The following is a 26093-nucleotide window of genomic DNA, read 5'->3' as shown; positions in this document are numbered from 1 at the left end:
TGCCATGACAATGACGACACGACGCGAGGCCATGGCGCTGATCTCGGGCGCATTGGCCAGCACGACGATCGGCGGCCGCGCATTCGCGCAAGCCGCGCCGAAGAAGGGCGGCACCTTGCGGATATCAGCGCCGGCCAATCCGTCGAGCCTCGATCCGGCAACCGGCGGCGCCGGCTCCGACCACGCCTTCCTGTTCACGATGTACGACACGCTGACCGAATGGGAGTTCGACACGCTGAAGCCGAAGCCGGGGCTCGCCGAGAGCTGGAAATTCACCGATCCCAACACGCTGGTGCTCAACATCCGCTCAGGCGTCACCTTCCATGACGGCACGCCGCTCGATGCGGAGGCGGTGAAGTTCAACCTCGATCGCAGCCGGAGCGATGCGAAGTCGAACATCAAGGCCGACCTGCTCTCGGTCGCCCTCGGTCGAGGTCACCGGCTCGCAGCAGGTCACCTTGAAGCTGAAGACGCCGGATACCGCGCTGCCCGGTATTCTCTCCGATCGCGCCGGCATGATGGTCTCGCCGACGGCGCTGAAGGCGGCCGAGGGCGGCGTCGTGACGCGCAAGCCGGTCGGCGCCGGCGCCTATGCCTTCGTGAGCTGGGCCGACGGCGAGAAGATCGTGGTCAAGCGCAACGAGAAATATTGGAAGCCGGACCGGCCCTGGCCGGACGGCATCGAGTTCTCGATCATTCCCGAACTCACCACCGGCGCGCGCTCGGTCACCGCCGGGCAGAACGATCTGATCTATCAATTGCCGCCGCGGCAGAAGGCGATCATCGAGCGCGCCTCCAGCGTCAAGGTGGTGCACGGCCCGACGCTCTATGTGTTCCAGATCTTCCTGAACTGGGCGAAGCCGCCGTTCGACAATCTCAAGGTCCGCCAGGCGCTGAACTTTGCGATCGACCGCGAGTCCTTCGCCAAGGCCGCGCTCGCGGGCCTTGCCGAGCCGGCCTACATGAACCTGCCGAAGTCGCACTGGGCCTATGATGCCGAGGTGGCCAAACTCTATCCCTACGATCCCGACAAGGCCCGCAAGCTGCTCGCCGAGGCGGGCTTCAAGGAGGGCACCGCGATCGAGATCGGCGGTTACACCGATCAAGATTCGGTGCAGCGCGAGGAGATACTGATCGAGCAATTGCGTAAGGCGGGCATCAACGTGCGTTTTGTCAACGGCACGGTCGCGGAAGCCTCTGCTGCCTTCTTCGGTCCGGAGAAGAAAGGGGCGGGGTTGTTGTCGGCCTGGACCGGACGCCCCGATCCGAGCCTGACCTATTCGCTGATGTTCACTAAGGACGCCTATTACAATGGCGGCCGCGCCCCGGTGCCGGCCGAACTCGAGGCCGCGATCAAGGAATCGCGCGCGTCGGAAGTTATCGAGGTCAGGCGCAAGGCCTTCTCCACCGTGCAGCGGCTGGTGATGGAGAACGCCTTTGTCGTGCCGCTGGCGTTCCAGTTTGAGCTGGTCGCGATGAACAAGAAGGTGCAGGGCTATCGGCCCAATCTGCTTGGCAAGCCGAAATACGACGACGTCTGGATCGAAGGCTGAACCATGGCACGGCGGTCTCCAGTCAAGGTCATCGGCAGCCGCCTGGTGCAGGCGCTGCCCGTGATCCTGCTCGCGACCTTCATGGTGTTTGCGCTGCTCAAGCTGGTGCCCGGCGACATCGCGGTGACGCTGGCCGGCGACAACGCGACCGACGCGCGGATCACCGAGATCAGGACAATCTACGGCCTCGACCGGCCGTTCCTGGTGCAATATGGCGCCTGGCTCGGCCATGTCGCGCAGGGCGATCTCTCGCAATCGCTGTTGACCGGCGAAAAGGTCGCGGTCTCGATCGGGCGCGCGTTCCCGAACACGCTGCTGATCGTCGTGATCGCGCTGCTGCTGGCGCTGGTCACGGGGATTCCGATGGGCGTGATCGCCGCGATCAAGCCGAACGGCTGGATCGACAAGCTGATCAGCATGATTGCCTCGCTCGGCGTCGCGGTGCCCGGCTTCTGGCTTGCGATGATTTTGGTGGCGGAATTCTCGCTGAAGCTGAACTGGCTGCCGGCGACCGGCGCAAAATCCTTCAGCGCCTCGCCGATCGATGCGATGCGGCACGCGCTGCTGCCCGCCGTCGCGATCGCGGCCTATGGCATGGCCGAGGTCGCGCGCCAGCTGCGCGGCGCCTTGCTGGAGGTGCTGTCCTCGCAATATGTCCGCACGCTGCATGCCAAGGGATTGTCGATGTCGCGGATTCTCTGGCAGCACGGCCTGAAGAACGTCGGCGTCAATCTGCTGACCATCATCAGCCTGCTGGTCAACCGCATGCTGGCGGCGACCGTCGTGATCGAGGCGGTGTTCGCCATCCCCGGCCTCGGCAGCCTGATCGTGCGCGGCGCGATCCAGCGTGATTTCCCGATCGTGCAAGGCGTGGTCTTCACCATGGTGGTGGTCGTGATCGCGGTGAATTTGATCACCGACCTGCTGTGTGCCGCGGTCGATCCGAGGATCGAGCAATGACCGACACCGCGCTCGCTCCGCTCAAGATGCCGGCCAAGCCGACCCGGCTTCGGCGTTTCCTGCGCTGGCTCGCCGGCGATCTCCGCGCCGCGCTGTCGATCCTGGTGCTATCGATGCTCGTTGTCGTGGCAATCGGCGCACCCTGGATCGCGCCTTACGCGCCGACCGCGCAGGACGTCAACAACATGCTGGCGCCGCCGGGGCCGTTGCATCTGCTCGGCACTGACGATCTCGGCCGCGACATCTTCTCCCGCCTGATCTACGGCGCACCGGCCACCGTCTATGCCAGCCTGCTCGCGGTCGGCGTCGCGGTCCTGATCGGGCTGCCGGTCGGCCTCGTCGCCGGCTATTTCGGCGGCTGGATCGACGACATCATCAGCCGGATCATCGACACCTTCCTGTCGTTTCCCGCCATCGTGCTGGCGATTGCGGTCACCGGCGCGCTCGGCATTGGGCTGACCAACGGCATGATCGCGATCGGCATCACGATGTTTCCGGCGCTGGCGCGCATCGTCCGCGCCCGCACGCTGATCGTGCGGCAGGAGCTCTATGTCGACGCGTCGAGGGGCTTTGGCGCGCCGACCCGGCATGTGCTGTGGCGCCACGTACTGCCGAACACGCTGCAGCCGGTCATCGTGCAGGTGACGCTGCTGCTTGCCGCGGCGCTCCTGGCGGAAGCCAGCCTGTCGTTCCTGGGGCTCGGGATCCAACCGCCGGACCCGAGCTGGGGCGCCATGCTGGCGCGCGCCTATCAATATATGGAAATCGCGCCGGAGCAGATGTATGCGCCGGGCCTTGCCATTCTCGTCGTCTCCCTGGCGTTCAATGCGCTGGGGGAATCCTTGCGTGTCGTGCTCGATCCGACCATGAAGGATCGTTGATCTCAGGTGGAACCGTTATGTCGTTCAAGAAACTGCTGATTGCCAACCGCGGTGAGATTGCGATCCGCATTGCCCGCGCCGCGGCCGAGAGCGGCATCGCGACGGTCGCGATCTATCCCGCCGACGATGCCGCCTCGCTGCATGTCCGATCCGCCGATGCGAGCCACGAAATTCCAGGCCGCGGCGCGCGGGCCTATCTCGACATCGAGGCCGTCATCGCGGCGGCCAAGGCGACGGGTTGTGACGCGCTGCATCCGGGCTACGGCTTCCTCAGCGAGAACACAGAGCTCGCGCGGCGCTGCGCCGAGGAGAAGATCACCTTCGTCGGCCCGTCGCCGGAGGCGCTCGATCTGTTCGGCGACAAGGCCAAGGCAAAAGCATTGGCGAAGAAATGCGGCGTGCCGATCATCGCCGGAACGTCCGGTGCAACGACACTCGACGAGGCAAAAGCCTTCTTCACCTCGCTCGGCGCCAATGCTGCCGTGATGATCAAGGCGATCGCGGGCGGCGGCGGGCGCGGCATGCGCGTGGTCGAGGACGCGGCCAAACTTGAGGAGGCCTACGCGCGCTGCCAGTCGGAGGCCAAGGCGGCGTTCGGCAACGACGCGGTCTATGTCGAGAGGCTGATCCGCAAGGCCCGCCACATCGAGGTGCAGATCATCGGCGATCGTCATGGTGCGATCAGCCATCTCTGGGAGCGCGAATGCACCATCCAGCGCCGCAATCAGAAACTCATCGAGGTGGCGCCGAGCCCGTCGCTGAGCGAGGCGCTGCGCGCACGCATCATCGAGGCGGCGAAGCAGCTCGCCGCCGCCGCGCGCTACGACAATCTCGGCACCTTCGAATTCCTGGTTGATGATGAAGCCGGTGAGGGCGAGGGCGCCTTCGCCTTCATCGAGGCCAATCCGCGGCTCCAGGTCGAGCACACCGTCACCGAGGCGGTGCTCGGCATCGACCTCGTGCGCTCCCAGCTTGCCGTCGCCGCCGGCGCGACGCTGGCTTCGCTCGGGCTGGCGCAAGCCGCCGTGCTGTTGCCGCGCGGCTACGCGATGCAGCTGCGCGTCAACATGGAGGTGATGGACGAGAAGGGGGTGACCAAGCCGACCGGCGGCACGCTCAATGTGTTCGACCTGCCATCCGGCCCCGGCGTCCGCGTCGATACGTTCGGCTATTCCGGCTACCGGACCAGCGCCGCGTTCGACTCGTTGCTGGCAAAGGTCATCGTGCATTCGCCTAGCCCGAAATGGATCGACGTGGTGCACAAGGCGTCGCGCACCTTGCGCGAATTCCGCATCGGCGGCGTCGCCACCAACATCCCGTTCCTCGGCGCGATCCTGGCGCATCAGAGCTTTGGGCGGAACAAGATCAGCACCAACTTCGTCGACACGCACGTGGCGGCGCTGGTCGGTGCGGCCAGCGATCTCGCCGCGCCCTTGATCGAGGTGAGTGAGGCGGCGGCGACCAAGGCCATCGCCACCGAGGCGGCGCCGGAGGGATCGCTCCCGGTGCCCGCGCCGCTGCAGGGCACGATCGTGGCGATCGAGGTCGCGGAGGGCGATCTGGTCCGTCCGGGCCAGCAGATCGCGGTGCTGGAATCGATGAAGATGGAGCATCTCGTCACGGCGCCGCATGGCGGCCGGGTGACCAGGATCGCCGGTGGCCCCGGCGTCACCCTGATGCATGGCGAGCCGATCCTGTTCCTCGAGCCCGCGGAAGTCGACGGCCACACCGCGGCGGAAGAGGCCGCGATCGATCTTGATCACATCCGCCCGGACCTTGCCGAACTGATCGCGCGCAAGGCGATCACGCTGGACGAGAACCGCCCGGCGTCGGTCGAGCGCCGCCGCAAGACCAATCAGCGCACCGCGCGCGAGAACATCGAGCAGCTGGTCGACGAGGGCTCGTTCGTCGAATACGGCTCGCTTGCGATCGCCGCGCAGCGCCGCCGCCGCAAGGTCGAGGACCTGATCAAGAACACCCCGGCCGACGGCCTCATCGCGGGCGTCGCCACCGTCAACGCCAGGGATTTCGGCGCCGACGGCGCGCGCTGCATGGTGATCTCCTACGACTACACCGTGCTCGCCGGCACCCAAGGGCATATGAACCACAAGAAGATCGACCGCATGCTCGGTCTCGCCGAGCAGTGGCGCATGCCGCTGGTGTTCTATGCCGAGGGCGGCGGCGGCCGGCCCGGCGATACCGACCGGCTCGGCATGACCGGCCTTGACGGTCCGTCCTTCGTGCAGTTCGCCAAGCTCTCGGGCCTCGTGCCCGTCATCGGCGTGGTCTCGGGCTATTGCTTCGCCGGCAACGCCGCGATGCTCGGCGTTTGCGACGTCATCATCGCCACCAAAAATGCCTCGATCGGCATGGGCGGCCCTGCAATGATCGAGGGCGGCGGGCTCGGCGTCTATCATCCGGCCGACGTCGGCCCGGTCTCGTTCCAGTCCCCGAACGGCGTGATCGACATTCTGGTCGAGGACGAGGAAGAGGCGACCACGGTGGCGCAGAAGTATCTGTCCTACTTCCAGGGCGCGGTTGCGGACTGGAAAGCGCCGGACCAGCGGCTGCTGCGCCGCGCGATCCCGGAGAATCGCTTAAGGGTCTACGATATCCGCAACGTGATCGATCTGATCGCCGACGAGGGCTCGGTGCTGGAGATCCGGCGCGATTTCGGCGTCGGCATGATCACGGCGTTCATCCGCATCGAGGGCAAGCCGTTCGGCCTGATCGCCAACAATCCAAAGCATCTCGGCGGCGCGATCGACGCCGCGGCCGGCGACAAGGCCGCGCGCTTCATGCAGCTGTGCGATGCCTTCGACATCCCGATCGTCTCGCTGTGCGACACGCCGGGCTTCATGGTCGGTCCCGAGGCCGAGAAGACCGCGATCGTGCGCCATGTCGCGCGGATGTTCGTTACCGGCGCCAGCATCATGGTGCCGCTATTCGGCGTCGTGCTGCGCAAGGGCTATGGTCTCGGCGCGCAGTCGATGATCGGCGGCGGCTTCCACGCCTCGTTCTTCACGGTGGCGTGGCCGACCGGCGAGTTCGGCGGCATGGGCCTCGAGGGCTATGTCCGCCTCGGCTTCCGCAAGGAGATGGAGGCGATCGCGGACCCCCTCGAGCGCGAGAAGTACTTCCAGGCCAAGGTCGCCGAACTCTACGCGAACGGCAAGGCGGTCTCGATCGCTTCGGTGCTCGAGATCGACGAGGTGATCGATCCCGCAGATACCAGGCACTGGATCATGGCCGGCCTCCGCTCGGTGCCGAAGCCTGAGCCGCGAACGCACCGCAAGCGGCCGTGTATTGATGCGTGGTGAGGCGCAGGCAGTCGTGCAATACACCCAGTGTCGTCCCTGCGGAAGCAGGGACTCATAACCACAAATGGTTATTGGTTGGCGATGCTGGATCGACCAGTGTCTTCAACAACCACGGCCGCGGCGTATGGGTCCCTGCTTCCGCAGGGACGACAGCGGTGGATGAAGAGGCGCTTCTGGTCACCGCGCGAACTACCCCAACCTCAACTCCGCATACCCCTTCGCCGCCACCTCGTCGCATCTCGCGCGATAGGCCGGCGCGCTGCCGCTGTAGCGGGCGACGATGCGAGTTTGCTTGCCCTCGACGTTGCAGTTGATGCCGGTCATCCAGGAATCGACCTCGTTGGACAAGAGCCCGACGCCGAGCGCCTTGACGTGATCGGTCCAGCCGGAGGTGCCTTCCGGGGTGGCATCGAGGAAGGTCAGGCCGTTCGCTTTCGCAAAGCGGAGCAGGCCGGTGACCCAGTCGACGCTGTATTCGATGCTGCGCGGGATGTTGCCGAGCGCGGTGTGCGGGCCCATCAGCATCATCATGTTGGGGAAGCCGTCGACCATCAGCCCGAGATAGGTTTCCGGGCCGTGCGTCCACTTCTCCTTCAGCCTTGCGCCGTGCGCGCCGCGGAGATCAATGTTGTCGAAGCTGCCGGTGATGGCATCGAAGCCGGTGGCATAGATGATGATGTCGAAGGCGTAGTCCTTGTCGCTGGTGCGGATACCCTCGGGCGTGATCCGCTCGATCGGTGTTTCCTTCAGATCGACCAGCTCGACATTGTCGCGGTTGTAGACCTCGTAATAGAAGGTCTCGAGCGGCAGCCGCCGCGTGCCGAAGCCATGGTTCTTCGGGATCAGCTTCTCGGCGACGGCCTGGTTCTTCACGCGCTCACGGATCTTGCGCGCGACGAAGTCGCTGATCGTCGCATTCGCCTCGCGGTCGATCAGGATATCCCTGAAATTGCCCTGCCAGATGCCGAAGCCGCGCTCGCCATAGAGCTTCTCGTAGAACGCCTCACGCTCCTGCTCGCTGACCTCGAACGCGCCGCGCGGGTCGGGCGTATGCACGAAGCAGGCGAAGGTCTCCTTGCAGCGCGCAAAGATCTCGGGATAGCCGGCCTTGATCCTGGCTTGCGTCTCGGCGTCGATCTTGCCGTTGTGCAGCGGCGCCGCCCAGTTGGCGGTGCGCTGGAACACGGTGAGGTGGCCGACCTCGCCGGCGATGGTCTGGATGGTCTGGATGCCGGTCGCGCCGGTGCCGATCACGGCGACGCGCTTGCCGGTGAAATCCACCTTCTCTTTCGGCCAGCGCGCGGTGTGAAACGACTGTCCCCCGAAATCGTCGCGGCCCTCGATGCGCGGCAGCGTCGGCGTCGACAACGGGCCGATCGCGGTGATCAGGAAGCGGCAGCTATGGCGCGCGCCGCTCTCCAGCGTGACCTGCCAGCTTCGCGTGTCGTCCTGGTAGATCGCGGACGTGACGCGGCTTTCGAACTGGATGTCGCGGCGCAGATCGAACTTGTCGGCGACGTAGTTGCAGTAGCGCAAGGTCTCGGGCTGGCCGGCGAAATGCTCGGACCATTCCCATTCGTCGAGCAGCTCCTTCGAGAATGAGTAGCCGTAGGAATAGCTTTCGGAATCGAAGCGCGCGCCGGGATAGCGGTTCCAGTACCAGGTGCCGCCGACGCCGGTGCCGGCCTCGAACACGCGCGCCGAGAGGCCGAGCTCGCGCAGCCGGTAGAGCTGGTACATGCCGGACAGGCCGGCGCCGATGATGATGACGTCGTGGTCCAGCGCAGCCGTCTGGGGGCTGTTGTCCTGGCGCAATGCGGCCACCTGTCGTTGCTCCCTGATGGGTTGATTGTCGGCAAGGCTAGCCGGTCTTCTTGCCGCCGACAAACCTCGAACAGCGGGGCTGCCATCGCGATTTGCCGGGTGCGCCGGCCCGCGCGCATTCCGCGCGGCGGACGGTCCCTTCCGTGGCTTTACTCGGCCGCGGGATTTCCTCTATCGTCGGCCCGACACAACGATCGCCCGCCAAGCGGCGACGGAACCTGTGGGAGTGAAGCGATGGGAGAGGCGCTGCGCAGGCCGACGTCGACAGACGTCAGCAACCCCCGGCTTTATCAGGATGACACCTGGCGGCCGCTGTTCGCGCAGCTCCGCCGCGACGATCCGGTGCATTATTGCGAGACCTCGGCCTACGGTCCGTACTGGTCGGTGACGCGCTACGACGACATCTTTGCGGTCGAACTGGACCACCAGAACTATTCCTCGGCCTCCGAGCTCGGCGGTATCCAGGTCGCCGACCAGCCCAAGGGGCAGGAGCGGCCGAGCTTCATCCGCATGGACCCGCCCGGCCACACCGCGCAGCGCCGTACGGTGGCGCCGATCGTGGCGCCGTCGAACCTCGCCAATTTCGAGGCCTTGATCCGCAAGCGCACCTCGGCCGTGCTCGACGCGCTGCCGCGCAACGAGACCTTCGACTGGGCCGAGCGGGTCTCGGTCGACCTCACCAACATGATGCTGGCGACGCTGTTCGATTTCCCCGCGGAGGACCGCGCCAAGCTGACCTGGTGGTCGGATGTCGCGATCGCCAACATCGATTCGCCTGACGCGGTGGTGCATTCGGAGGCCGAACGCACCGCCGAACTGGTCAAGATGGGAGAGGCTTTCCGAAAGTTGTGGGACGCCCGGGTTGATGCGCCGCCGACCTTCGACCTGATCTCGATGCTGGCGCATTCGGAGGCGACGCGGAATCTGGATGCGCGCGCGTTCATCGGCACGATCGGGCTCCTGATCGTCGGCGGCAACGACACCACGCGCAACTCGATGTCGGCCGGGCTGATGGCGCTGTGCGAGAATCCGGAGCAGTTCGAGCTGGTCCGCGCCAGGCCGGAGCTGATCCCGAACCTGGTGTCCGAAACCATCCGCTACCACACGCCGGTGCTGCATATGCGTCGTACCGCGCGCAACGATGTCGAGCTCGCCGGTCGCCGGATCAAGAAGGGCGACAAGGTTGTGATGTGGTACATCTCCGGCAACCGTGACGAGGACAAGATCGAGCGCGCCGACGAATTCATCATCGACCGCGCCAAGCCGCGCCAGCATCTCGCCTTCGGTGCCGGTGTCCACCGCTGCGTCGGCGACCGCCTCGCCGAGCAGCAATTGCGCATCCTCTGGGAGGAGGTTCTGGCGCGCGATCTGCGTTTTGAGCTGATGGGCCCGCCGCAAAGGCTCTATTCCAATTTCATCCGCGGTATACGAAGCTTGCCGGTGAGAATCGTGAATTGAGGCATTATCTCCATTTTCGTCATTGCGAGCGAAGCGAAGCAATCCATCGTGCGTCATGCGCGGAAGCATGGATTGCTTCGTCGCTCCGCTCCTCGCAATGACGGAAGAAGAGACTCCAAGGAACAAGAATGAAGAACGATCCCGTTGACGTCCTGATCATCGGCGCCGGCGCCTCCGGCGCCGCGGTGGCGTGGAGCCTCGCCGATACCAAGATGCATATCCTCTGCCTCGACCAGGGCGGCTGGATGAATCCTGCCGAATATCCGAGCACCGGCCGCGACTGGGAGGCGAAATTCTACGGCGAGTGGTCGTCCAGCCCGAATGTCCGCAAGCGGCCCGAGGACTATCCGATCAATGACGACAATTCGCCGATCAAGGTCGTCAACTTCAACGCCGTCGGCGGCTCGACGGTGATGTACACCGCGCATTGGCCGCGGCTGCATCCGTCCGACTTCAAGGTGAAGACGCTCGACGGTGTCGCCGACGACTGGCCGATCGATTACGATGCGCTCACCCCGTTCTTCGAGGAGAACGATCGCATGATGGGCGTCTCGGGCCTGTCCGGCGATCCGCTGTCGCCGCTCAGCCATCCGCCGATGCCGCCGCAGCCGCTCGGGCTATCCGGCCCGCTGATCGGCAAGGCCATGAACAAGCTCGGCTGGCACTGGTGGCCATCGGACACGACGGTTGCGACGATGGACTACGAGGGCAGGGCGCGCTGCATCAATCTCGGCCATTGCACGCCGGCCTGCGCGCAGGGCGCCAAGGCCTCGACCGACATCACCTACTGGCCGCACGCAATCCGCGCCGGGGTCGAGCTGAAGACCCATTGCCGGGTCCGCGAGATCCTGACCAACGAGCACGGCATGGCCTCCGGCGTCGTCTACTACGACAAGGATGGCGTCGAGCAATTCCAGCCGGCCGAGGTCGTCATCATCGCCTGCAACGGCGTCGGCACGCCGCGGCTGCTGCTCAACTCGGTGTCGGGAAAATTCCCGAACGGCCTCGCCAATTCGTCGGGCCTGGTCGGCAAGAACCTGATGTTCCACCCCTATGCGCAGGTCTACGGCTTCGTGAAGGAGCCGACCGACAGCAACCGCGCGCCGCCGACCTGCCTGTGGAGCAAGGAGTTCTACGACACCGACCTGTCGCGCGGCTTCGTCCGCGGCTACGGCATCCAGTTCGGCCGCGGCGCCGGGCCGGTGTTCGAGGCGGTCGCGAGCGAGCAGAAGGGCATCCTGCCCTGGGGCAAGGACCATCACCGCGTGTTCCGCAAGCTCAACGGTCATCGCCTCGCGGTGTCGGCGATCTGCGAGGATCTGCCGGAGGAGCACAACCGCGTCACGCTCGATCCGGACCTGAAGGACGGTCACGGCATCCCGGCGCCGAAGATCGACTACACGATCAGCGCGAACAGCCGGAAGATGATGGACCATGGCCTAGCGCGCGGCCGCGAGATTCTCGAGGCCGCCGGCGCCACCGACATCTGCATCAACGATCCGATCCCGTGGGGCGGCTGGCATCTGCTCGGCACCGCGCGGATGGGGACCGATCCCGCACGCTCCGTGGTCAACGAATGGGGCCGCTCGCACGACGTGAAGAACCTCTTCATCGTCGACGGCAGCATCTTCGTCACCTCGGGCGGCGTGAACCCGACCTCCACCATCCAGGCCCTCGCGCTCTACATCGCCGACCAGATGAAGCAGCGCCTCGCCAATCTGTTCGACTGAGACCGCCAGAGACCGACATGTCCGATAGCAAACAACTGACCGCAGCTCAGCGCGCCGATCTCCGCACCATCGCTGCGATGATCGTTCCCGAAAGTGCCGAGTACAAGGTGCCGGGGGCGGACGATCCCGCGATCCAGGCCGACATGCTCGCAACGCTCGGCCGCGACACCGCGCCGGTCGCGCAGGCGCTGGATCATCTGGCGCAGCTCGCCGGCAAGCCGCTCGCCGAGCTCGACGATGCCGGGCGCGATGCGGTGGCGCTGGAGTTTCGCAAGCATGGCGGCGCCGCCGCGGCGACGCTCGTCCGCGTGGTGCTGCAATGCTACTACCGCGACGATCGCGTGCTGCGCTCGCTCGGCCTCGAGCTGCGCGCGCCGTTCCCGAAGGGCCACGTGCTGCCGGACGGCGACTGGTCGCTGCTCGATCCCGTCAAGGCGCGCGGCGGCACGCTGCGGCGGGCGACCTAGGGCCTGACGAGATCAGGCTGATCTGCACCGACAGCGAAGCTTCACCTCTCCCTTGGGAGAGGTCGGCGCATCGCGCCGGGTGAGGGGCTACGGTCCCTCATTTGGTGCTGCGGCCCCTCACCCGGTTTGCTTCGCAAATCGACCTTTCGCCATCGGGGAGAGGTGAAGCAAGCGGCGCGGCCGAGCCGTTTCGATCCAAACTCATCTTGCCCTAGCCACCCGGGCAGGTGGCGTGACGTAACCACTTGCAGCGGCGGGAGCCGGTCACCATCTGAGGGGACCAAAGGACTCTCGCCATGCTGGATTTTACCTCAGATACCGCCGGTGACACGCTGTCATCGCGGACGGACGACGCTGCCCAAGTTGATGACCAGGTCGATGACCGGGCTTTGCTGGACGCCTACTCCAATGCCGTGATCGACGTCACCGACCGCGTCGGTCCTGCCGTGGTCCGGGTCGAAACCGGGCCGAAGGTGCGCAACGCGCGCGAGCGCGGTGGGCTCGGCTCGGGCATCGTGATCTCGCCCGACGGGTTCGTGCTGACCAACAGCCATGTGGTCGGATCGTCGAAGGAGATCCGGCTGCGCGACACCGAGGGCTTCGTCACCGACGCGCATGTGCTCGGTGTCGATCCCGACACCGACCTCGCGCTGCTGCGCGCCGATGGCGCGCGCGATCTGCCCTATGCCTCGCTCGGCAACTCCAAGACGCTGCGGCGCGGCCAGCTCGTGGTCGCGATCGGCAATCCGCTCGGGTTCGAATCGACGGTCACCGCCGGCGTGGTGTCGGCGCTGGGCCGCTCGATTCGTTCGGTCAGCGGGCGCACCATCGAGGATGTGATCCAGACCGATGCCGCGCTCAATCCGGGCAATTCCGGCGGGCCGCTGGTGTCGTCGAAGGGCGAGGTCATCGGCATCAACACCGCGATCATCAACGGCGCGCAAGGCATCTGCTTTGCGGTCGCCAGCAACACCGCGCAGTTCGTGCTGTCGGAGATCATCCGCCACGGCTATGTCCGCCGCGCCTATATCGGCGTCGCCGGGCAGACCGCGCCGGTGCCGCGGCGCCACGCGGTGCTGGCCGGCGTCGAGAACAAGATGGGCGCGCTCTTGATGCAGATCGAGCCGGACAGCCCGGCCGCGCGGGCCGGGCTGCTACCGGGCGACGTCGCGATCGGGCTCGACGGTATCGAGATCCACGGCGTCGACGACCTGATCCGCGCACTCGATCACAGCCGGATCGACCGGACCCTGTCGATGGACGTGCTCCGCCTCGGCCGCCTGCGCGCGATCGAGATCCACCCGATCGAGAGGAAGCCGGCGAAGCAGTGACAGCGGTGCGATCTGCGAACTGTCCTGACCCTTTCCTGGGAGGATGGCTCGTTGGTCGCGCCGGCAAGCGCTCTTGGCCTACGTTATCCGTGTGGACCGACCAGATCTGAGCGTGTGCTCATAAACCTGCAACGGGCCTTGGGGCGCTAGTCACGCGGAAATCTTGTGTTCGTCCTGGGCTTTATCGGTTGTGACGCAACGGTGTCGTTAACAAAGCCGTCAACGCCGGAAACACGTTGGCTGACCTACGAGAGTCGCGACTAGCTACGGCATTCGTAGCACCACTCAAGCACAAAACGATCTCTACCCTCCGAAGGTCCGCCTCTGGCCCGAAGCCGCCTATAGAGCGGACGCCGCCCGGTTGGGCCCCCAATGGCGGCATTTGACTCACAGCGGTCCGCAGCCACAACGCAGCACCACGTTGCGCGATCTTGTCCCGGCGTTACGCTCCACCGCCGCGCCCGTCAGGCAGCGATCACCGCTTCTTCCGGAACGCGATCCGTTCGGCGTGATCGCTGTTCACCACCAGTATGGCCACCGCCACCCCTCATAGAGGTCCCAAGACGACGCCACGGGCGGTCCGTATGGATCGACCCGGTCGTCTTCAGGGCGATAGCGATATCGTGGAACAATATAATAATCCCACGGAGTCGGCGTTATCACGGGCGTCGTGATAACGACCCTCGTTCGTTCATGAACGACTTGTGCCTTCCGCGCCCGGGCTTCAGCACCTGACGTCCCGAGGTTACACAGCACCAAGGTCGCTCCGAGAGCGCACACGACGGTCATAATCTTCATGCATCGGCCTCCTTGCCCGAGAGTGCAAAAGGACTCAAAGCAAGGCAAGCTAATTCGCTCTTGGCTGGCTTGAATGACCGCTGGGCCCCTCTTGAGACATGCCGGACGGCCGTGACGATGTCCGCTTCCGAACGAAGACCGGAAGTGCCGACCCGCCGGCGCGAGGTCTCAGTTTGACCCATCTCGGAAGTCGGGTGGTCAAGTTTGCTGCGCTGCGAACATCAACTTCCGGTAAGCTGGCCTCACCGGCTCCAAAAGGAGATATGTCCATCATGCTGGACCGCATCCTCGATGCAGCAACCGACAACCTCAGGTTCGCGAAGATTCTGGTCCAAATGGGCCTCGATCCGAACAACGTGACCTGGGACGCCATCTTCAACCGCCTGCTGGAGCTCTTCCTGCACAACATCACGCTTGCCAATATGTTCGCCCTGATCGGCGCGATCTTCTTCGTCGCCACATTGCTGACGCACACGATGGTGCCGCTGCGGGTCGCGAACATGATCGGTTGCGCGTTCTTCGCCATCTTCGGTGCGCTCACCGGAGCCGTCACGACCTTTCTTCTGTATCTCCTGATGATTCCCATCAATGCCTACCGTCTCCGTCAAATGCTCGCTCTCGTGAAGAAGGCGCGTACCGCAACGCAGGGCGACATGTCGATGGAGTGGCTCAAGCCGTTCATGACCGACCGCAAGTATCGCAAGGGCGATATCTTGATGAGGAAAGGTGACGCGGCCAATGAAATGCTGCTGACCGTCACCGGCAAATTCCGGGTCGTCGAAATCAACGTCGAACTTCCGCCGGGGCGTTTGATGGGCGAGCTTGGTTTCCTCACGCCCGACAACCGCCGGACCGCGACGATCGAATGTATCGAGGATGGCCGCGTTCTAACTATCAGCTACGAAAAGCTGCTCGAGATCTACTTCCAAAACCCGCAGTTCGGCTATTACTTCCTTGTCTTGACCAGCCAGCGCCTGCTGGAAAATCTCGCGCGGGCCGAAGCCATCATCGCGCAGAACAAGATCGCGGCGCAGCCGCCTCTCGCCAACTGACAGCGGCCCGGGCGATTGATCGCGGCCGTCGGCTGCTCGGCCGCCGCCGTCCTAATTGCCACTGGCATCACGCGCACGGCGCAAAACTTGAATTCCGGGACCTTTCCAAGCGGATCGAGCGCCACATTGGCGAGCAGATTGGCAACAGTCCTCCCGCTCATCCTTCGGGAGGGCTTGAAGTCCGATCATTACACGCTGCCTGCGGCCATCGCCGATAAAGCGAAGCCAGAATCGAGAGCGTCTTGCTGCAGTGCATGAATCTGTTGTTGGCCCTCCTGAGACATGCCGGACGGCCGTGACGACGTCCGCTTCCGAATGAAGACCGGAAGTGCCGCCCCGCCGGCGCGAGGTCTCAGTTTGGCCCTTTGCAGACCTGGGTTGACGATGGCAGAAGTCTGCCGTTGAGGCTAAAGTCATGACGCCCGCACGTGTCGCATCGGAGCGCCAGGCGGAGGGAGAACGGCATGGCAGCGCGCGGATCAGGTGGACTGCTCCTTTGCCTGGGTCTCCTGCTTGCGATGCCGGCGCTGGCCGCCACGCCGGCCGAACGGAATGAGTGCGCCGCCAGCGCCAACAAGCCGGACGTCGGGGGCGCGGCCTGCAGCCGCATCATCGAGGATGCGAGCGAGCCGGTGGCAGAACGCGTCGAGGCCTTTAAGAACCGGGGCCGCGGCTCCTTCAACAGGAAGGATTACGACCGCGCGATTGCGGACTACGGCGAGGCCGTTAAGCTCAGCCCGAACGACGCTTGGGCTTTTGCGCACCGGTGTGAGGCGTACGAAAGCAAAGAGGATCACCACGCGGCCATTGCGAATTGCACCGAGGCGATCAGGATCGATCCGAATTATGGCTGGGCCTACAACAACCGGGGCGTCGCCTACTACGGTCTGCATGAATACGACGCGGCGCTGGCCGACCACGCCGAGGCGATCAGGGTCGATTCCAGGGACGCGTGGGCCTACGCCCGCCGCGGCATGGCGTGGACGGAAAAGGGTGAATTCGACCAGGCGGTCGCCGATATCACCGAGGCGGTCACAATCGTTCCGAAATACGCTTTTGGCTTTGGCCAAAGAGGTCAGGCGTTCTTCAGGAAGAGGTTGATCACGAAAAAAGGCGGATGGGAGCCCGCGATCGCAGACTACAGCGAGGCCATCGAGCTCGATCCAAATCTGGTCTGGCTGTACAGTTCGCGTGGCGTCACCTACAGCAACAATCACCAATACGATTTAGCCGTTCCGGATTGCAGCGAGGTCATCAAGCGCGAACCCAGAAATTCCAGCGGGTACAATTGTCTCGGCGTCGCTTACGAAGGCTTAGAGGACTATAGCCGCGCGCTCGTCGCCTACAATGAGTCGATCAGAATCGATCCAAGGAACGGCGTGGCGTATTGGAATCGCGGCAATGCCTATGCGGCGTCGCGCAGGATGGATGACGCGATCCGCGACTATGACCAGGCGATCGCGATAAACCCCAAGGACTTCAACGCTTTCAACTCACGCGGCAAAGCCTGGGTCGCAAAGGGCGACCGCGGTGCCGCGACGGCAGACTCCAAAGCGATTGCAGATTTCACGCAAGCGATCCACTTGAATCCGTCCTATGTCGAGGCCTACGACAACCGCGGCCGCAGCTATGAAGTGATCGGGCACCGCACTGATGCGATCGCCGATTTCCGCAAGGCGCAATCGATCGATCCGACCGACGAGGTCAGCACGAAAATGCTCCGCATGCTCGGTTTCTGACCACGTGCCGCGGAGCCGCCTCAAGCGAGAATGTCTGCAAGTGACCCTCCTGAGACATGCCGGACGGCCGTGACGAAGTCCGCTTCCGAATGAAGACCGGAAGTGCCAACCGGCCGGTGCGAGGTCTCAGTTTGAACCAAAGCGGAACTGAGCAAGCACACAAGTTCGAGCCGAACTTCATGAGGCGTAACCCGATCTTTACCATGGCTTAGTCGGCACGCCGGATAGATCAAACTGGAGGTGCGGCGGATGACAAGGATGCATAAGTGATCAGCATGAGCAGCGGCATCCCGACCGGCAGAACTTATCTTGAGTTCTACTTGCTATGGAACGCCGTGTTCTGCGTTGTGGGAGGGGCTTGTTTTGTCTTTCTCGCGGCGGGTTACTTCGTCACTGCAATCGTCACGCTCCTCCTCACCGCGTACGGGCTCTTCCGACATGCCGGATCGATTGGCCGTCGGGCAAAGCAGGGCATTCGGCGGCCGACGCCTGAGCTTCGCCGATGGCTATCGATCACTTCGGAGAGCCGAGACGCTATCGACGGCCGTTCTTGATAGTGCGGCAAACGGCCGCTTCTGGCCCATCGCGTCGGTTGGCAGTGCAGCGACATGTCCGAAGTTGACGGTAGACCGGAAGTAGCTGGCCGACTGTATCAAACGACGCGATCGGCCGTTCTCGGACTTACGGCAATGTCCGCTTTCGCGATCCTGTCGGGGCCATAGCAGACGTCCAACGCGCGTGAGCCGAGCCGCCTCGATCCATGAGGACACGCCCTGGCTCGTGACGGTCGATCATCTCCGCTCCTCCGGACCCGCGTCGGTCCACCGGAACACGACCCGCCATCGGTCGTTGATACGGATCGAGTGCTTATCCGCCAAGTCGCCCTTGCAATGGCATGGTGGAGAAGAATTTTCGGCCGCAATCGCGACGGACGCGTACGGTGTTGCGCAGGCGCGTTTGCATGATTTCGGAATAATAGAAGATATCGCTGATTTGCCCGACACGTCAAGTTGCTTTTCCGAGTGCCGGCGGCCGCCTGCTCCTTTGCATGGGGTTGTTTTCGATATTTTGGGGAGCTGACCCTCGAAGGAGGTTCCCCAACGTCGCCAGGGGTCGCGGCAAAGGGCACTTCGAGTGCGAAAGCATCGGAGCGGCTGAGGGGGCTGTAACGCAGACGCGGTCGTCTCATCCGGCGCGGACCGCGCATAGCAGATGCGGAGCATCGGCGTCCTTCAACAACGGCGGCCGAAGGCCGCCTATGGCGACCTCCTCCCACATCCGCCTTCGCCAAGGCTACGGCGGACATGAGGAGCAGAAGGGAAGGGCTCCGCTACTGCAGCGCCGCCAGCAGCTCGTCGGGCTGCTCGACCATCATCATGTGGCCGGCGCCCGGCAGCACCACGGTGCGGGCATTCGGTGTCGCGGCGGCGAGCGCTTTGCCGGCCTTGGCGGGGGTCATCATGTCGCGCTCGCCGAGGATGAAGGTCGCGGGCACCTTGACCGCGGCCGCGGCGGCGAGCGCGTTCTGGTAGGCGTTGCAGGCGTTGAGGTCGTTGTACAGCACGCCCGGCTTCGCCTCCTGCAGCACCCGCCGCGCGCCCTGGTGCATCCACAGGCCGGGCGCGAGGCTGCCGCCGAGCTCGGCCTTGAAGCCGAGGCCCCAGATCGAGATCATGTCGATCGCGGCGACGTCATTGGCCTCGGCGGCTTTCAGGAGATCAGGGCCGACAGTCATGGTCGCGGCGGTGCCGATCAGCGCGAGGCCGGAGACCTTGTCGGGGTGCCGTGCGGAGGTCTCGATTGCGATCAGCGAGCCCATCGAATGACCGATCAGCCGCGCCTTCGACACGCCGGCGGCGGTGATCAGCGCCGCGATCCAGTCGGCCATCTCGGCGATGGTCGGCAGCGGCTTGCCGGCGGAGCGGCCGTGGCCGGGCAGATCCGGCGCCAGCACGGAATAGCCGTGATGGGCGAACCAGCGGCTGTGCAGCGCCCAGGTCGTGGAATCGAAGCCGGCGCCGTGGATCATCACGACGGCCGGCAGCGAGGGATCGAACGGCCTGCCGCCGGTCGCGATGAAGGTATCTGACCCGTTGACGGAAAGGTGCATTGCCCTAAGTCCTTTGCGAGGCGCGCAGCGCCTGGCCGAGATCGTCGATGATATCCTCAGCGGTCTCGATGCCGACCGAGAGCCGCACCAGCTCTTCGCCGATGCCGGCGGCCTTGAGCTGCTCGGCGTCCATCTGCTGGTGCGTGGTGCTCGCGGGGTGGATCACCAGTGTCTTGGCGTCGCCGACATTGGCGAGATGGCTGATCAGCTTCAGCTGCTCGATGAACGTCTTGCCGGCCGCGCGGCCGCCCTTGATGCCGAAGCTGATGATCGAGCCGGCGCCGCGCGGGAACAGCTTCTTCGCCAGCGCGTAGTCCGGATGGCTCTCCAGCGACGGATGCAGCACCCAGTCGACCGCCTTATTCGTGGTCAGGAAATCCAGCACTGCATGGGTGTTGCCGACGTGACGGTCCATGCGGACGCCGAGCGTCTCGATGCCCTGCAGCAGCTGGAAGGCGTTGGTCGGCGACAGGCAGGCGCCGAAATCGCGCAGGCCCTCGGTGCGGGCGCGCATGATGAAGGCGGCCTTGCCGAACTGCTCGTCGAAGACGATGCCGTGATAGCCGGCATAGGGCTCGGTGAGCTGCGGGAATTTGCCGGAGGCGCGCCAGTCGAACCGACCGCCGTCGACGATGACGCCGCCGATCGCGATGCCGTGGCCGCCCATCCACTTGGTCGCCGAATTCATCGTGATGTCGGCGCCGAGCTCGATCGGCTGGCTGAGGTAGGGCGTCGCGAAGGTGTTGTCGATCAGCAGCGGAATCTTCGCATCATGCGCGATCTGCGCCACCGCCGGGATATCGAGCACTTCGAGGCCGGGATTGCCGATGGTCTCGCCGATCACGAGCCGCGTGTTCGGCTTAATCGCGGCGCGGAACTCATCGAGCGCGCGCGGCTTCACGAACGTCGTGGTGATGCCGAAGCGCGGCAGCGTGTGCGCCAGGAGGTTGATGGTGCCGCCATAGAGCGAGGCGGAGGCGACGATGTGGTCGCCGGCATTGAGCAGCGTCGCGATCGCCAGGTGCATCGCCGCCATGCCGCTCGCGGTGCAGATCGCGCCGACGCCGCATTCGAGCGCGGCGATGCGCTCTTCCAGCACCGCGGTCGTCGGATTCGAGATGCGGGTGTAGATATGGCCGGCGCGTTCCAGGTTGAACAGCGCCGCGGCATGATCGGCGTCCTGGAATACGTAGGACGTGGTCTGATAGATCGGAACCGCGCGCGCGCCGGTCGCGGAATCGGGGCGCTGGCCGGCGTGCAGGCTCAGGGTTTCGAAGGCAGGCGGCTTGGGTGCGGGCATGCGAAGCTCGTCGGGTCAGTCGATGAAGGTGATTACCGCGTCAGGTTAGACGTGAACAGCGGTGCGAACGCGGCCGACATTGCCGAACACGCGCAGATAGCGCTCGACTTCTGTGGGGATGCCGGTCGCCTTCTCCGGATTGTCGGAGAGTTTGACGGCCGGACGTCCGTCGACCGACGTCACCTTGCACACGATCGAGATCGGATCGAGCTCGGCGGTGCCATCCGGCGCGCAACCGACGAAATCGTTGGTGAGGTTGGTGCCCCAGCCGAAGCTGACGCGCACGCGTCCCTTGAAGTGATGGAACGTCTCCTCGATCGAGCCGACATCCATCGCGTCGGAGAATACCAGCAGCTTCTCCTTGGGATCGCGGCCCTTCTGCTTCCACCATTTGATGATCTCCTCGCCGGCGGTGATCGGCGGTGCGCTGTCGGGACGAAAACCGGTCCAGTCGGCGACCCATTCCGGCGCGTCGCGCAGGAACGGCTTGGTGCCGAAGGCATCGGGCAGTGCGATCAGGAGGTTGCCGCCATAGGCGTGGCGCCATTGGTCGAGGATACGATAGGGCGCCCAGCGCAGCTCCTGGTCGTCGTTGGCGAGCGCGGCGGCCACCATCGGCAGCTCGTGCGCGTTGGTGCCGATCGCCTCGAGGTCGTTGTCCATCGCCAGCAGCACGTTCGACGTTCCGGTGAAGGACGGGCCGAGGCCTTCCTTCACCGCCTCGACGCACCAGCGCTGCCACAGGAAGCCGTGGCGGCGGCGCGTGCCGAAATCGGATAGCCGCAGGCCGTCCAGCTTGCGCAGCCGCTCGACCTTGGCCCACAGCTTGGCCTTGGCGCGGGCGTAGAGCACGTCGAGGGCGAAGCGGCCATAGGTCTTGGTCGCCGCGCGCGAGCGCAGCTCGTTGAGGATCGCGAGCGCCGGGATCTCCCACATCGTGGTGTGGGTCCACGGTCCGTGGAAATGCAGCTCATACTGGCCGTCGACCTTGTTCAGCTCGTATTCGGGCAGGCGGAAGGTCGAGAGCCAGTTGATGAAGTCGGGCGAGAACATCTGGGTCTTGCCGTAGAACGTGTTGCCGGCGAGCCAGATCAGTTCCTTCTTGGTGAAACGGATGGTGCGGGCATGGTCGAGCTGGGCGCGCAGCTCGCCCTCGTCGATGACCTCGGCGAGACGGATATGGGTCGAGCGGTTGATCACCGAAAAGGTCGTGCGGGTGTCCGGATAGCATTCCCGGATCATCTGCATCATCAACAGCTTGTAGAAATCGGTGTCGAGCAGGCTGCGCACGATCGGGTCGAGCCGCCAGCCGTGGTTGTAGGTTCGGGTCGCGATGTCTGTCACGGTCATGCGGGAACCTTAACCTGCCCCGCGCCGCCCGCCCAGTGGGTATCAGGCGGAACATGGCAGGTCAGCGCGCTATGGTCTGCCGTATACGGCCGACCGTGGCGGCGACACCGGTCCAGGCCGGCTTGTCAGGGGCAAATTGCCGCCGCAGGAAGGAGGCGAGCTCGGCGACCTGGCCGTCGGTCATGCTGTCCTTGAAGGCCGGCATGTAGCCCAGATCGGTCACGGCCGGCTTGGCGATGCCGTGCAGGATCACCTGGATCAGATTGTCGGGGGCGTCGCTGTGCAAATTGCTGTTCAGCGCCAGCGATGGGCGGCTGCCGAACAGCGGCGGGCCGCCGACCTCATGGCAGACCGCGCAGGCGCCCTGATAGATCCGTGCGCCCGCCGAGGCAGCGGTGGTGACGGCAGTGGCGGCTTCGAGCTTGGCGGCCAGGGCATCGTGCGCGGGCCGGTCGGCGGGCTCGTTGAACGAGGCGAGGTAGACCGCCATCGCGCGGATGTCCTGGTCGGGCAGCGCGGCGAGCTCCTGCACGACGGGCGCCATTGGCCCGGCGGCGACGCCGTGCAGACGGGACTCGCCGGTGCGCAGATAGGCGTAAAGCTCGTCCTCGCTCCAGGGGACCGGCGCCTTCGACAGCGACGTCAGCGCCGGTGCTTCCCAGCCCTCGGCGAAGCCGCCGGCGAGATAGGCGCGCTGCCGCTCGGCGCCGAGCGCATTGCGCGGCGAGTGGCAGGCGCTGCAATGGCCGAGACCCTCGATCAGATAGGCGCCGCGATTCCAGATCTGCGATCTCGATGGATCGGGCTGGAACGGGCGCGTCTGGTGGAACAGCGCATTCCATCCGGCGAGCAGCGGCCGCAGGTTGAACGGAAAGGCCAGCGCGTTCGCCGGTGTCTCGGCGCGCACCGGTGCCTGCGCCATCAGATAGGCGTAGAGCGCCTGCAGGTCGGCATCGGTGGTCCTGGCAAAATGCGTGTACGGAAACGCCGGATACAGATGGCGTCCATCGCGATGAATGCCCTCGCGCATCGCGCGCTCGAACGCGGGATAGGACCAGGCGCCGATGCCGGTGTCGATATCGGGCGTGATGTTGGTCGTGTAGATCGTGCCGAACGGCGTCTCGAGCGGACGGCCGCCGGTGTTCAGGGTGCCGTGCTCCGACGTATGGCAGACGGCGCAGGCGCCGAGCGCCGCGATCTCCTTGCCGCGCGCGATCGTCGCGGCGGAATAGACCGAGGCATCGGGCCGGGCGATCGGCGCAATCGCGCGCCAGGGCAAGACGGCCGCGCCGATGCCGATCGCCGCGGCGCAGAGGGCCGCAATGCCGGCGAGCACACCCCCGCGTTTCGCAAACGGATTTTGCCACCTGTTGAGGTCGGCCGGCGGCGCGGGAGAGGGAAGCGCCGCAGGCGCCGCGGGCTGTTCGCCGCGCAGTCCCTTCAAAATGCGTTCCGGCGTGAACGGCGGCTCGCGAAAGCGGACGCCGGTCGCATCATAGATCGCATTGGCGATCGCGGCGGCACTCGGCACCGAGGCGGACTCGCCGACGCCGAGCGGCGGCTGGTCCTGCCGCGGCAGCATCAACACGTCGATCTTGGGCAACTCGGGGAATTTGATGATGGGATAGACGCCCCACTCCCGCGCCGCGACCGCGCCGCGCTCGAAGGAGACTTCCTCCATCAATGCGCGGCTGGTCGACTGGATGACGTTGCCTTCGATCTGGTGCCGTACGCCCTCCGGATTGATCATCAATCCGGAATCCTGGCCGGCGACGACGCGCGTCACACTGACATCGCCGGTCGCCTTGTTGACGGCGACATCGGCAATCCAGGCCGACCACGCCGCGCCGTAGCCGGGAAACTTGCTGTGCACGTAGAGCGCATAGGCAAAGCCGCGGCCACGGACGATGTCGCCTTCGGCCTCGGGCTCCTGGCGCACCGGGCGCGGCGTCCAGCCGGCGCGCTCGGCGACCGCGTTGACGAGATCGATCGCGCGCTTATCCCTGAGATAGCGCAGCCGGTATTCGATCGGATCGACCTCGGCTTCGGCGGCCAGCTCGTCGATATAGGATTCATGCGCGAACGTATTGGGCAGCGCCGAGACGCCGCGAAGCCATGAGGCGCGCACGATCGGCGGCATGTCGTTGGCAACGACGCGCATGTTCTCGTAGTCGTAGGGCGGGATCGCGGTGCGATCGCCCATCTCGAACACGGCGGCTTCAGGCGCGATCCGCCCGGTGAGCAGCAGCGCCAAGGTCGGTGCACCGTTCGAGGGATAGCGCGTGGAGAAGTCGTAGCCAGCGACGCTGCCGTCGGCGTTGAGCCCGCCATTGACGTCCATCAGTTGCGCGGTGCCCTTGGGCTCCCACGCATGTTCCTGCTCGCGGGTGAGCTGAACGCGCACCGGGCGGCCGACCGCGCGCGATAGCAATAGCGCATCGGCGGAGACGTCGTCGGCGCAGTTGCGGCCGTAGCAGCCGGCGGCCTCCATCCTGATCACGTCGATCTCGGATTCCGGCCGCTGGATCAAGAGCGCCAGATCGCCGCGCAGGATGTGCGGGTTCTGCGTGCCGGACCACACCCGGATCGCTCCGTCGCTGTAGTCGGCGACCGCGCAGGAGGGGCCGATCGAGCCGTGCATCTGGTAGGGCCAGAGATAGGTCCGCCGCATCGGCTTGGCGGCCGCCTTGATCGCGGCATCGACGTCGCCTCTGTCGATCAGCTGGCGCGGCGTCGCGGGATTGGCGCGCAGCGCCCGCTCGATGTCGGAGAGGTCGGTCAGCGCCGGTCCGGGTTTCCAGCTCACCTTGAGCTGCGCGGCGGCCTTGATCGCATTCTCCTCGCGCTCGGCGACGACGCCGACGAAATCGCCGATCCGCACCAGCGCGACAAGGCCAGGAATATCCCGCACCGAAGCTTCATCGACCGCGATCAGACTGGTGCCGACGAACGGCCCGGCGTCGACGCCGGCATAGGGCGGACGGACGACGCGGCCATGCAGCATGCCGGGCACGCGCACATCGTGGACATAGACCAGCTCGCCGGTGGCCTTCGCCGGCAGGTCGACGCGCGGCACCGATTTGCCGACGACCGAATAGGCGCTCACAGCCTTGACTGCAACGTCGTCGGCAAGATCGAGCTGGATGGTGTCGTCGGCGATGAGCTCGCCATAGCTGACGCTGCGGTTGTCGTGACCGCGGATCAAGCCGTCCTCGATCGTGAGCTCGTCGGCCGGCAGTTCGAGCCGCTCGGCCGCGCGCGCGAGCAAAAAGTGCCGCGCCTGCGCGGCGGCCTTGCGTAGGGGAATGGCGGTGATCTGGATGGTTTCGCTTGCGATCGTCGCGCCCTGGTTCGGTACCACGGCGGTGTCGCCGAGGATCACGACCACGCGGGCAAACGATACGTCGAGCTCTTCGGTAACAATCTGTCCGAGTGCGGTGCGGATGCCGGTGCCGAGATCGACATGGCCGTTATAGGCGTTGACCAAACCGTCGGCCGTGATGGTGATGAAGGTCTCGAACGCGCCTTCCGCGCCGAGCACCGCGGGGCGAACGACGGACAGTGAGCCGCGCATGCGTTGCTCCGAACCGGCCATCAATCGCGCGCCTCGAGCACGTGACCGGCAGCGCGCATCGCCGCGCGGATGATTTCGATATGCGCACCGCAGCGGCAAAGATTGTAGCGCAGCGCTTCCAGCACCTCATGCTCGGACGGATTCGGATTGCGCGTCAGCAACGCCTTGGTGGTGATGATCATGCCGTTGAGACAATAGCCGCACTGCGCAGCCTGTTCGCGGATGAAGGCATCCTGCACCGGATCGGGATGCTCGCGGCTGCCGAGACCTTCGAGCGTGACGATGTTGCGCCCCGCGCAGCCTTCGATCGGAATCACGCAGGCGCGCGCGGCGACGCCGTCGATCAGCACCGCGCAGGCGCCGCACTCACCGAGCCCGCAGCCGTATTTCGGTCCGTTCAATGCGAGATCGTTGCGCAGCACGTAAAGCAATGCGGTGTCGGGAGCGGCGTCGACATCATGATTCCTGCCGTTCACGGTCAGGCGCATTGCCCTGGTTCTCCCCTGATGTTTGCGCTGCAATATCAGCGTCAGATCGCCGATGAGGATAACGTTTGTATACAAACGTGCAAGCGGCGGCATGCCGCGCTGCAGCGAGTGCACGCTTTATGAACAGGGTGCGCGAGCGAATGGCAGCGTTTGATTGC

At 65.2% G+C, this 26093-nt stretch carries 17 protein-coding genes and 1 pseudogene; 12 read left to right on the top strand and 6 right to left on the bottom strand.

Annotation, left to right across the window (positions count from 1 at the left end; genetic code table 11):
- Positions 1–4: 4 nt before the first annotated feature.
- The 5 genes and pseudogenes from ACVW1C_RS08280 to ACVW1C_RS08260 form a co-directional block, all read left to right on the top strand.
- Positions 5–355, top strand: a pseudogene (locus ACVW1C_RS08280) (ABC transporter substrate-binding protein); the annotation flags it as partial.
- A gap of 28 nt (positions 356–383) precedes the next feature.
- Complete coding sequence (locus ACVW1C_RS08275) at positions 384–1553, top strand: ABC transporter substrate-binding protein (protein WP_456757994.1); 1170 nt, start codon at positions 384–386, stop codon at positions 1551–1553.
- Positions 1554–1556: 3 nt separating this feature from the next.
- Positions 1557–2513: an ABC transporter permease gene (locus ACVW1C_RS08270; protein ID WP_456757993.1), complete on the top strand. Its 957-nt coding sequence runs from the start codon at positions 1557–1559 to the stop codon at positions 2511–2513.
- Complete coding sequence (locus ACVW1C_RS08265) at positions 2510–3394, top strand: ABC transporter permease (protein ID WP_456757992.1); 885 nt, start codon at positions 2510–2512, stop codon at positions 3392–3394. The genes ACVW1C_RS08270 and ACVW1C_RS08265 overlap by 4 nt, the downstream gene beginning before the upstream one ends.
- Positions 3395–3411: 17 nt before the next feature.
- On the top strand, positions 3412–6714 hold the full coding sequence (locus tag ACVW1C_RS08260) for a carboxyl transferase domain-containing protein (RefSeq protein WP_456757991.1): 3303 nt from the start codon (positions 3412–3414) through the stop codon (positions 6712–6714).
- Between the two features lie 189 nt (positions 6715–6903).
- On the opposite strand, the gene ACVW1C_RS08255 is transcribed toward ACVW1C_RS08260, so the two are convergent.
- Positions 6904–8538, bottom strand: coding sequence for a flavin-containing monooxygenase (locus ACVW1C_RS08255; protein ID WP_456757990.1), 1635 nt, complete (start codon positions 8536–8538; stop codon positions 6904–6906).
- Positions 8539–8772: 234 nt separating this feature from the next.
- Here ACVW1C_RS08255 and ACVW1C_RS08250 point away from each other — a divergent pair, with 234 nt between their 5' ends.
- From ACVW1C_RS08250 to ACVW1C_RS08220, 7 genes are all read left to right on the top strand, one after another.
- Positions 8773–9996, top strand: a complete 1224-nt coding sequence (locus ACVW1C_RS08250; protein WP_456757989.1) for a cytochrome P450 — start codon at positions 8773–8775, stop codon at positions 9994–9996.
- A gap of 128 nt (positions 9997–10124) precedes the next feature.
- A complete protein-coding gene (locus tag ACVW1C_RS08245; RefSeq protein ID WP_456757988.1) occupies positions 10125–11726 on the top strand; it encodes a GMC family oxidoreductase in 1602 nt (533 codons plus the stop codon).
- A gap of 17 nt (positions 11727–11743) precedes the next feature.
- Entirely contained in the window at positions 11744–12193 is a 450-nt protein-coding gene (locus ACVW1C_RS08240) for a hypothetical protein (protein ID WP_456757987.1), read from the top strand.
- Positions 12194–12489: 296 nt separating this feature from the next.
- Positions 12490–13524 (top strand): S1C family serine protease, encoded by a 1035-nt coding sequence (locus ACVW1C_RS08235; RefSeq protein WP_456757986.1) that lies wholly within the window; start codon positions 12490–12492, stop codon positions 13522–13524.
- Between the two features lie 1061 nt (positions 13525–14585).
- On the top strand, positions 14586–15374 hold the full coding sequence (locus tag ACVW1C_RS08230; protein WP_456763020.1) for a Crp/Fnr family transcriptional regulator: 789 nt from the start codon (positions 14586–14588) through the stop codon (positions 15372–15374).
- Between the two features lie 464 nt (positions 15375–15838).
- Positions 15839–17113: a tetratricopeptide repeat protein gene (locus ACVW1C_RS08225; protein ID WP_456757985.1), complete on the top strand. Its 1275-nt coding sequence runs from the start codon at positions 15839–15841 to the stop codon at positions 17111–17113.
- Positions 17114–17379: 266 nt separating this feature from the next.
- Positions 17380–17667: a hypothetical protein gene (locus ACVW1C_RS08220; RefSeq protein ID WP_456757984.1), complete on the top strand. Its 288-nt coding sequence runs from the start codon at positions 17380–17382 to the stop codon at positions 17665–17667.
- 776 nt (positions 17668–18443) lie between these two features.
- On the opposite strand, the gene ACVW1C_RS08215 is transcribed toward ACVW1C_RS08220, so the two are convergent.
- The 5 genes from ACVW1C_RS08215 to ACVW1C_RS08195 form a co-directional block, all read right to left on the bottom strand.
- Positions 18444–19223, bottom strand: a complete 780-nt coding sequence (locus ACVW1C_RS08215) for an alpha/beta fold hydrolase (protein WP_456757983.1) — start codon at positions 19221–19223, stop codon at positions 18444–18446.
- A 4-nt stretch (positions 19224–19227) separates the two neighbouring features.
- Positions 19228–20523, bottom strand: coding sequence for an O-acetylhomoserine aminocarboxypropyltransferase (locus ACVW1C_RS08210; protein WP_456757982.1), 1296 nt, complete (start codon positions 20521–20523; stop codon positions 19228–19230).
- A gap of 45 nt (positions 20524–20568) precedes the next feature.
- Positions 20569–21873 (bottom strand): nicotinate phosphoribosyltransferase, encoded by a 1305-nt coding sequence (pncB, locus tag ACVW1C_RS08205; RefSeq protein ID WP_456757981.1) that lies wholly within the window; start codon positions 21871–21873, stop codon positions 20569–20571.
- Between the two features lie 61 nt (positions 21874–21934).
- On the bottom strand, positions 21935–25447 hold the full coding sequence (locus ACVW1C_RS08200; protein ID WP_456757980.1) for a molybdopterin cofactor-binding domain-containing protein: 3513 nt from the start codon (positions 25445–25447) through the stop codon (positions 21935–21937).
- A 20-nt stretch (positions 25448–25467) separates the two neighbouring features.
- Positions 25468–25935 carry a (2Fe-2S)-binding protein gene (locus ACVW1C_RS08195; RefSeq protein ID WP_456757979.1) on the bottom strand — a complete coding sequence of 156 codons (468 nt, stop codon included), beginning with the start codon at positions 25933–25935 and terminating at the stop codon, positions 25468–25470.
- Positions 25936–26093: the final 158 nt, after the last annotated feature.

The sequence above is a fragment of the Bradyrhizobium sp. USDA 4011 genome (assembly GCF_054063415.1).
This window is presented reverse-complemented; position numbering and strand designations above follow the sequence as displayed.

What these genes read in the sequence shown, in the direction of transcription:
- ACVW1C_RS08275 (WP_456757994.1), top strand. Translation starts at nt 384, where the DNA reads ATGCGAAGTCGAACATCAAGGCCGACCTGCTCTCGGTCGCCCTCGGTC.
- ACVW1C_RS08270 (WP_456757993.1), top strand. Translation starts at nt 1,557, where the DNA reads ATGGCACGGCGGTCTCCAGTCAAGGTCATCGGCAGCCGCCTGGTGCAG.
- ACVW1C_RS08265 (WP_456757992.1), top strand. Translation starts at nt 2,510, where the DNA reads ATGACCGACACCGCGCTCGCTCCGCTCAAGATGCCGGCCAAGCCGACC.
- ACVW1C_RS08260 (WP_456757991.1), top strand. Translation starts at nt 3,412, where the DNA reads ATGTCGTTCAAGAAACTGCTGATTGCCAACCGCGGTGAGATTGCGATC.
- ACVW1C_RS08250 (WP_456757989.1), top strand. Translation starts at nt 8,773, where the DNA reads ATGGGAGAGGCGCTGCGCAGGCCGACGTCGACAGACGTCAGCAACCCC.
- ACVW1C_RS08245 (WP_456757988.1), top strand. Translation starts at nt 10,125, where the DNA reads ATGAAGAACGATCCCGTTGACGTCCTGATCATCGGCGCCGGCGCCTCC.
- ACVW1C_RS08240 (WP_456757987.1), top strand. Translation starts at nt 11,744, where the DNA reads ATGTCCGATAGCAAACAACTGACCGCAGCTCAGCGCGCCGATCTCCGC.
- ACVW1C_RS08235 (WP_456757986.1), top strand. Translation starts at nt 12,490, where the DNA reads ATGCTGGATTTTACCTCAGATACCGCCGGTGACACGCTGTCATCGCGG.
- ACVW1C_RS08230 (WP_456763020.1), top strand. Translation starts at nt 14,586, where the DNA reads ATGTCCATCATGCTGGACCGCATCCTCGATGCAGCAACCGACAACCTC.
- ACVW1C_RS08225 (WP_456757985.1), top strand. Translation starts at nt 15,839, where the DNA reads ATGGCAGCGCGCGGATCAGGTGGACTGCTCCTTTGCCTGGGTCTCCTG.
- ACVW1C_RS08215 (WP_456757983.1), bottom strand. Translation starts at nt 19,223, where the DNA reads ATGCACCTTTCCGTCAACGGGTCAGATACCTTCATCGCGACCGGCGGC.
- ACVW1C_RS08210 (WP_456757982.1), bottom strand. Translation starts at nt 20,523, where the DNA reads ATGCCCGCACCCAAGCCGCCTGCCTTCGAAACCCTGAGCCTGCACGCC.
- pncB (WP_456757981.1), bottom strand. Translation starts at nt 21,873, where the DNA reads ATGACCGTGACAGACATCGCGACCCGAACCTACAACCACGGCTGGCGG.
- ACVW1C_RS08200 (WP_456757980.1), bottom strand. Translation starts at nt 25,447, where the DNA reads ATGCGCGGCTCACTGTCCGTCGTTCGCCCCGCGGTGCTCGGCGCGGAA.
- ACVW1C_RS08195 (WP_456757979.1), bottom strand. Translation starts at nt 25,935, where the DNA reads ATGCGCCTGACCGTGAACGGCAGGAATCATGATGTCGACGCCGCTCCC.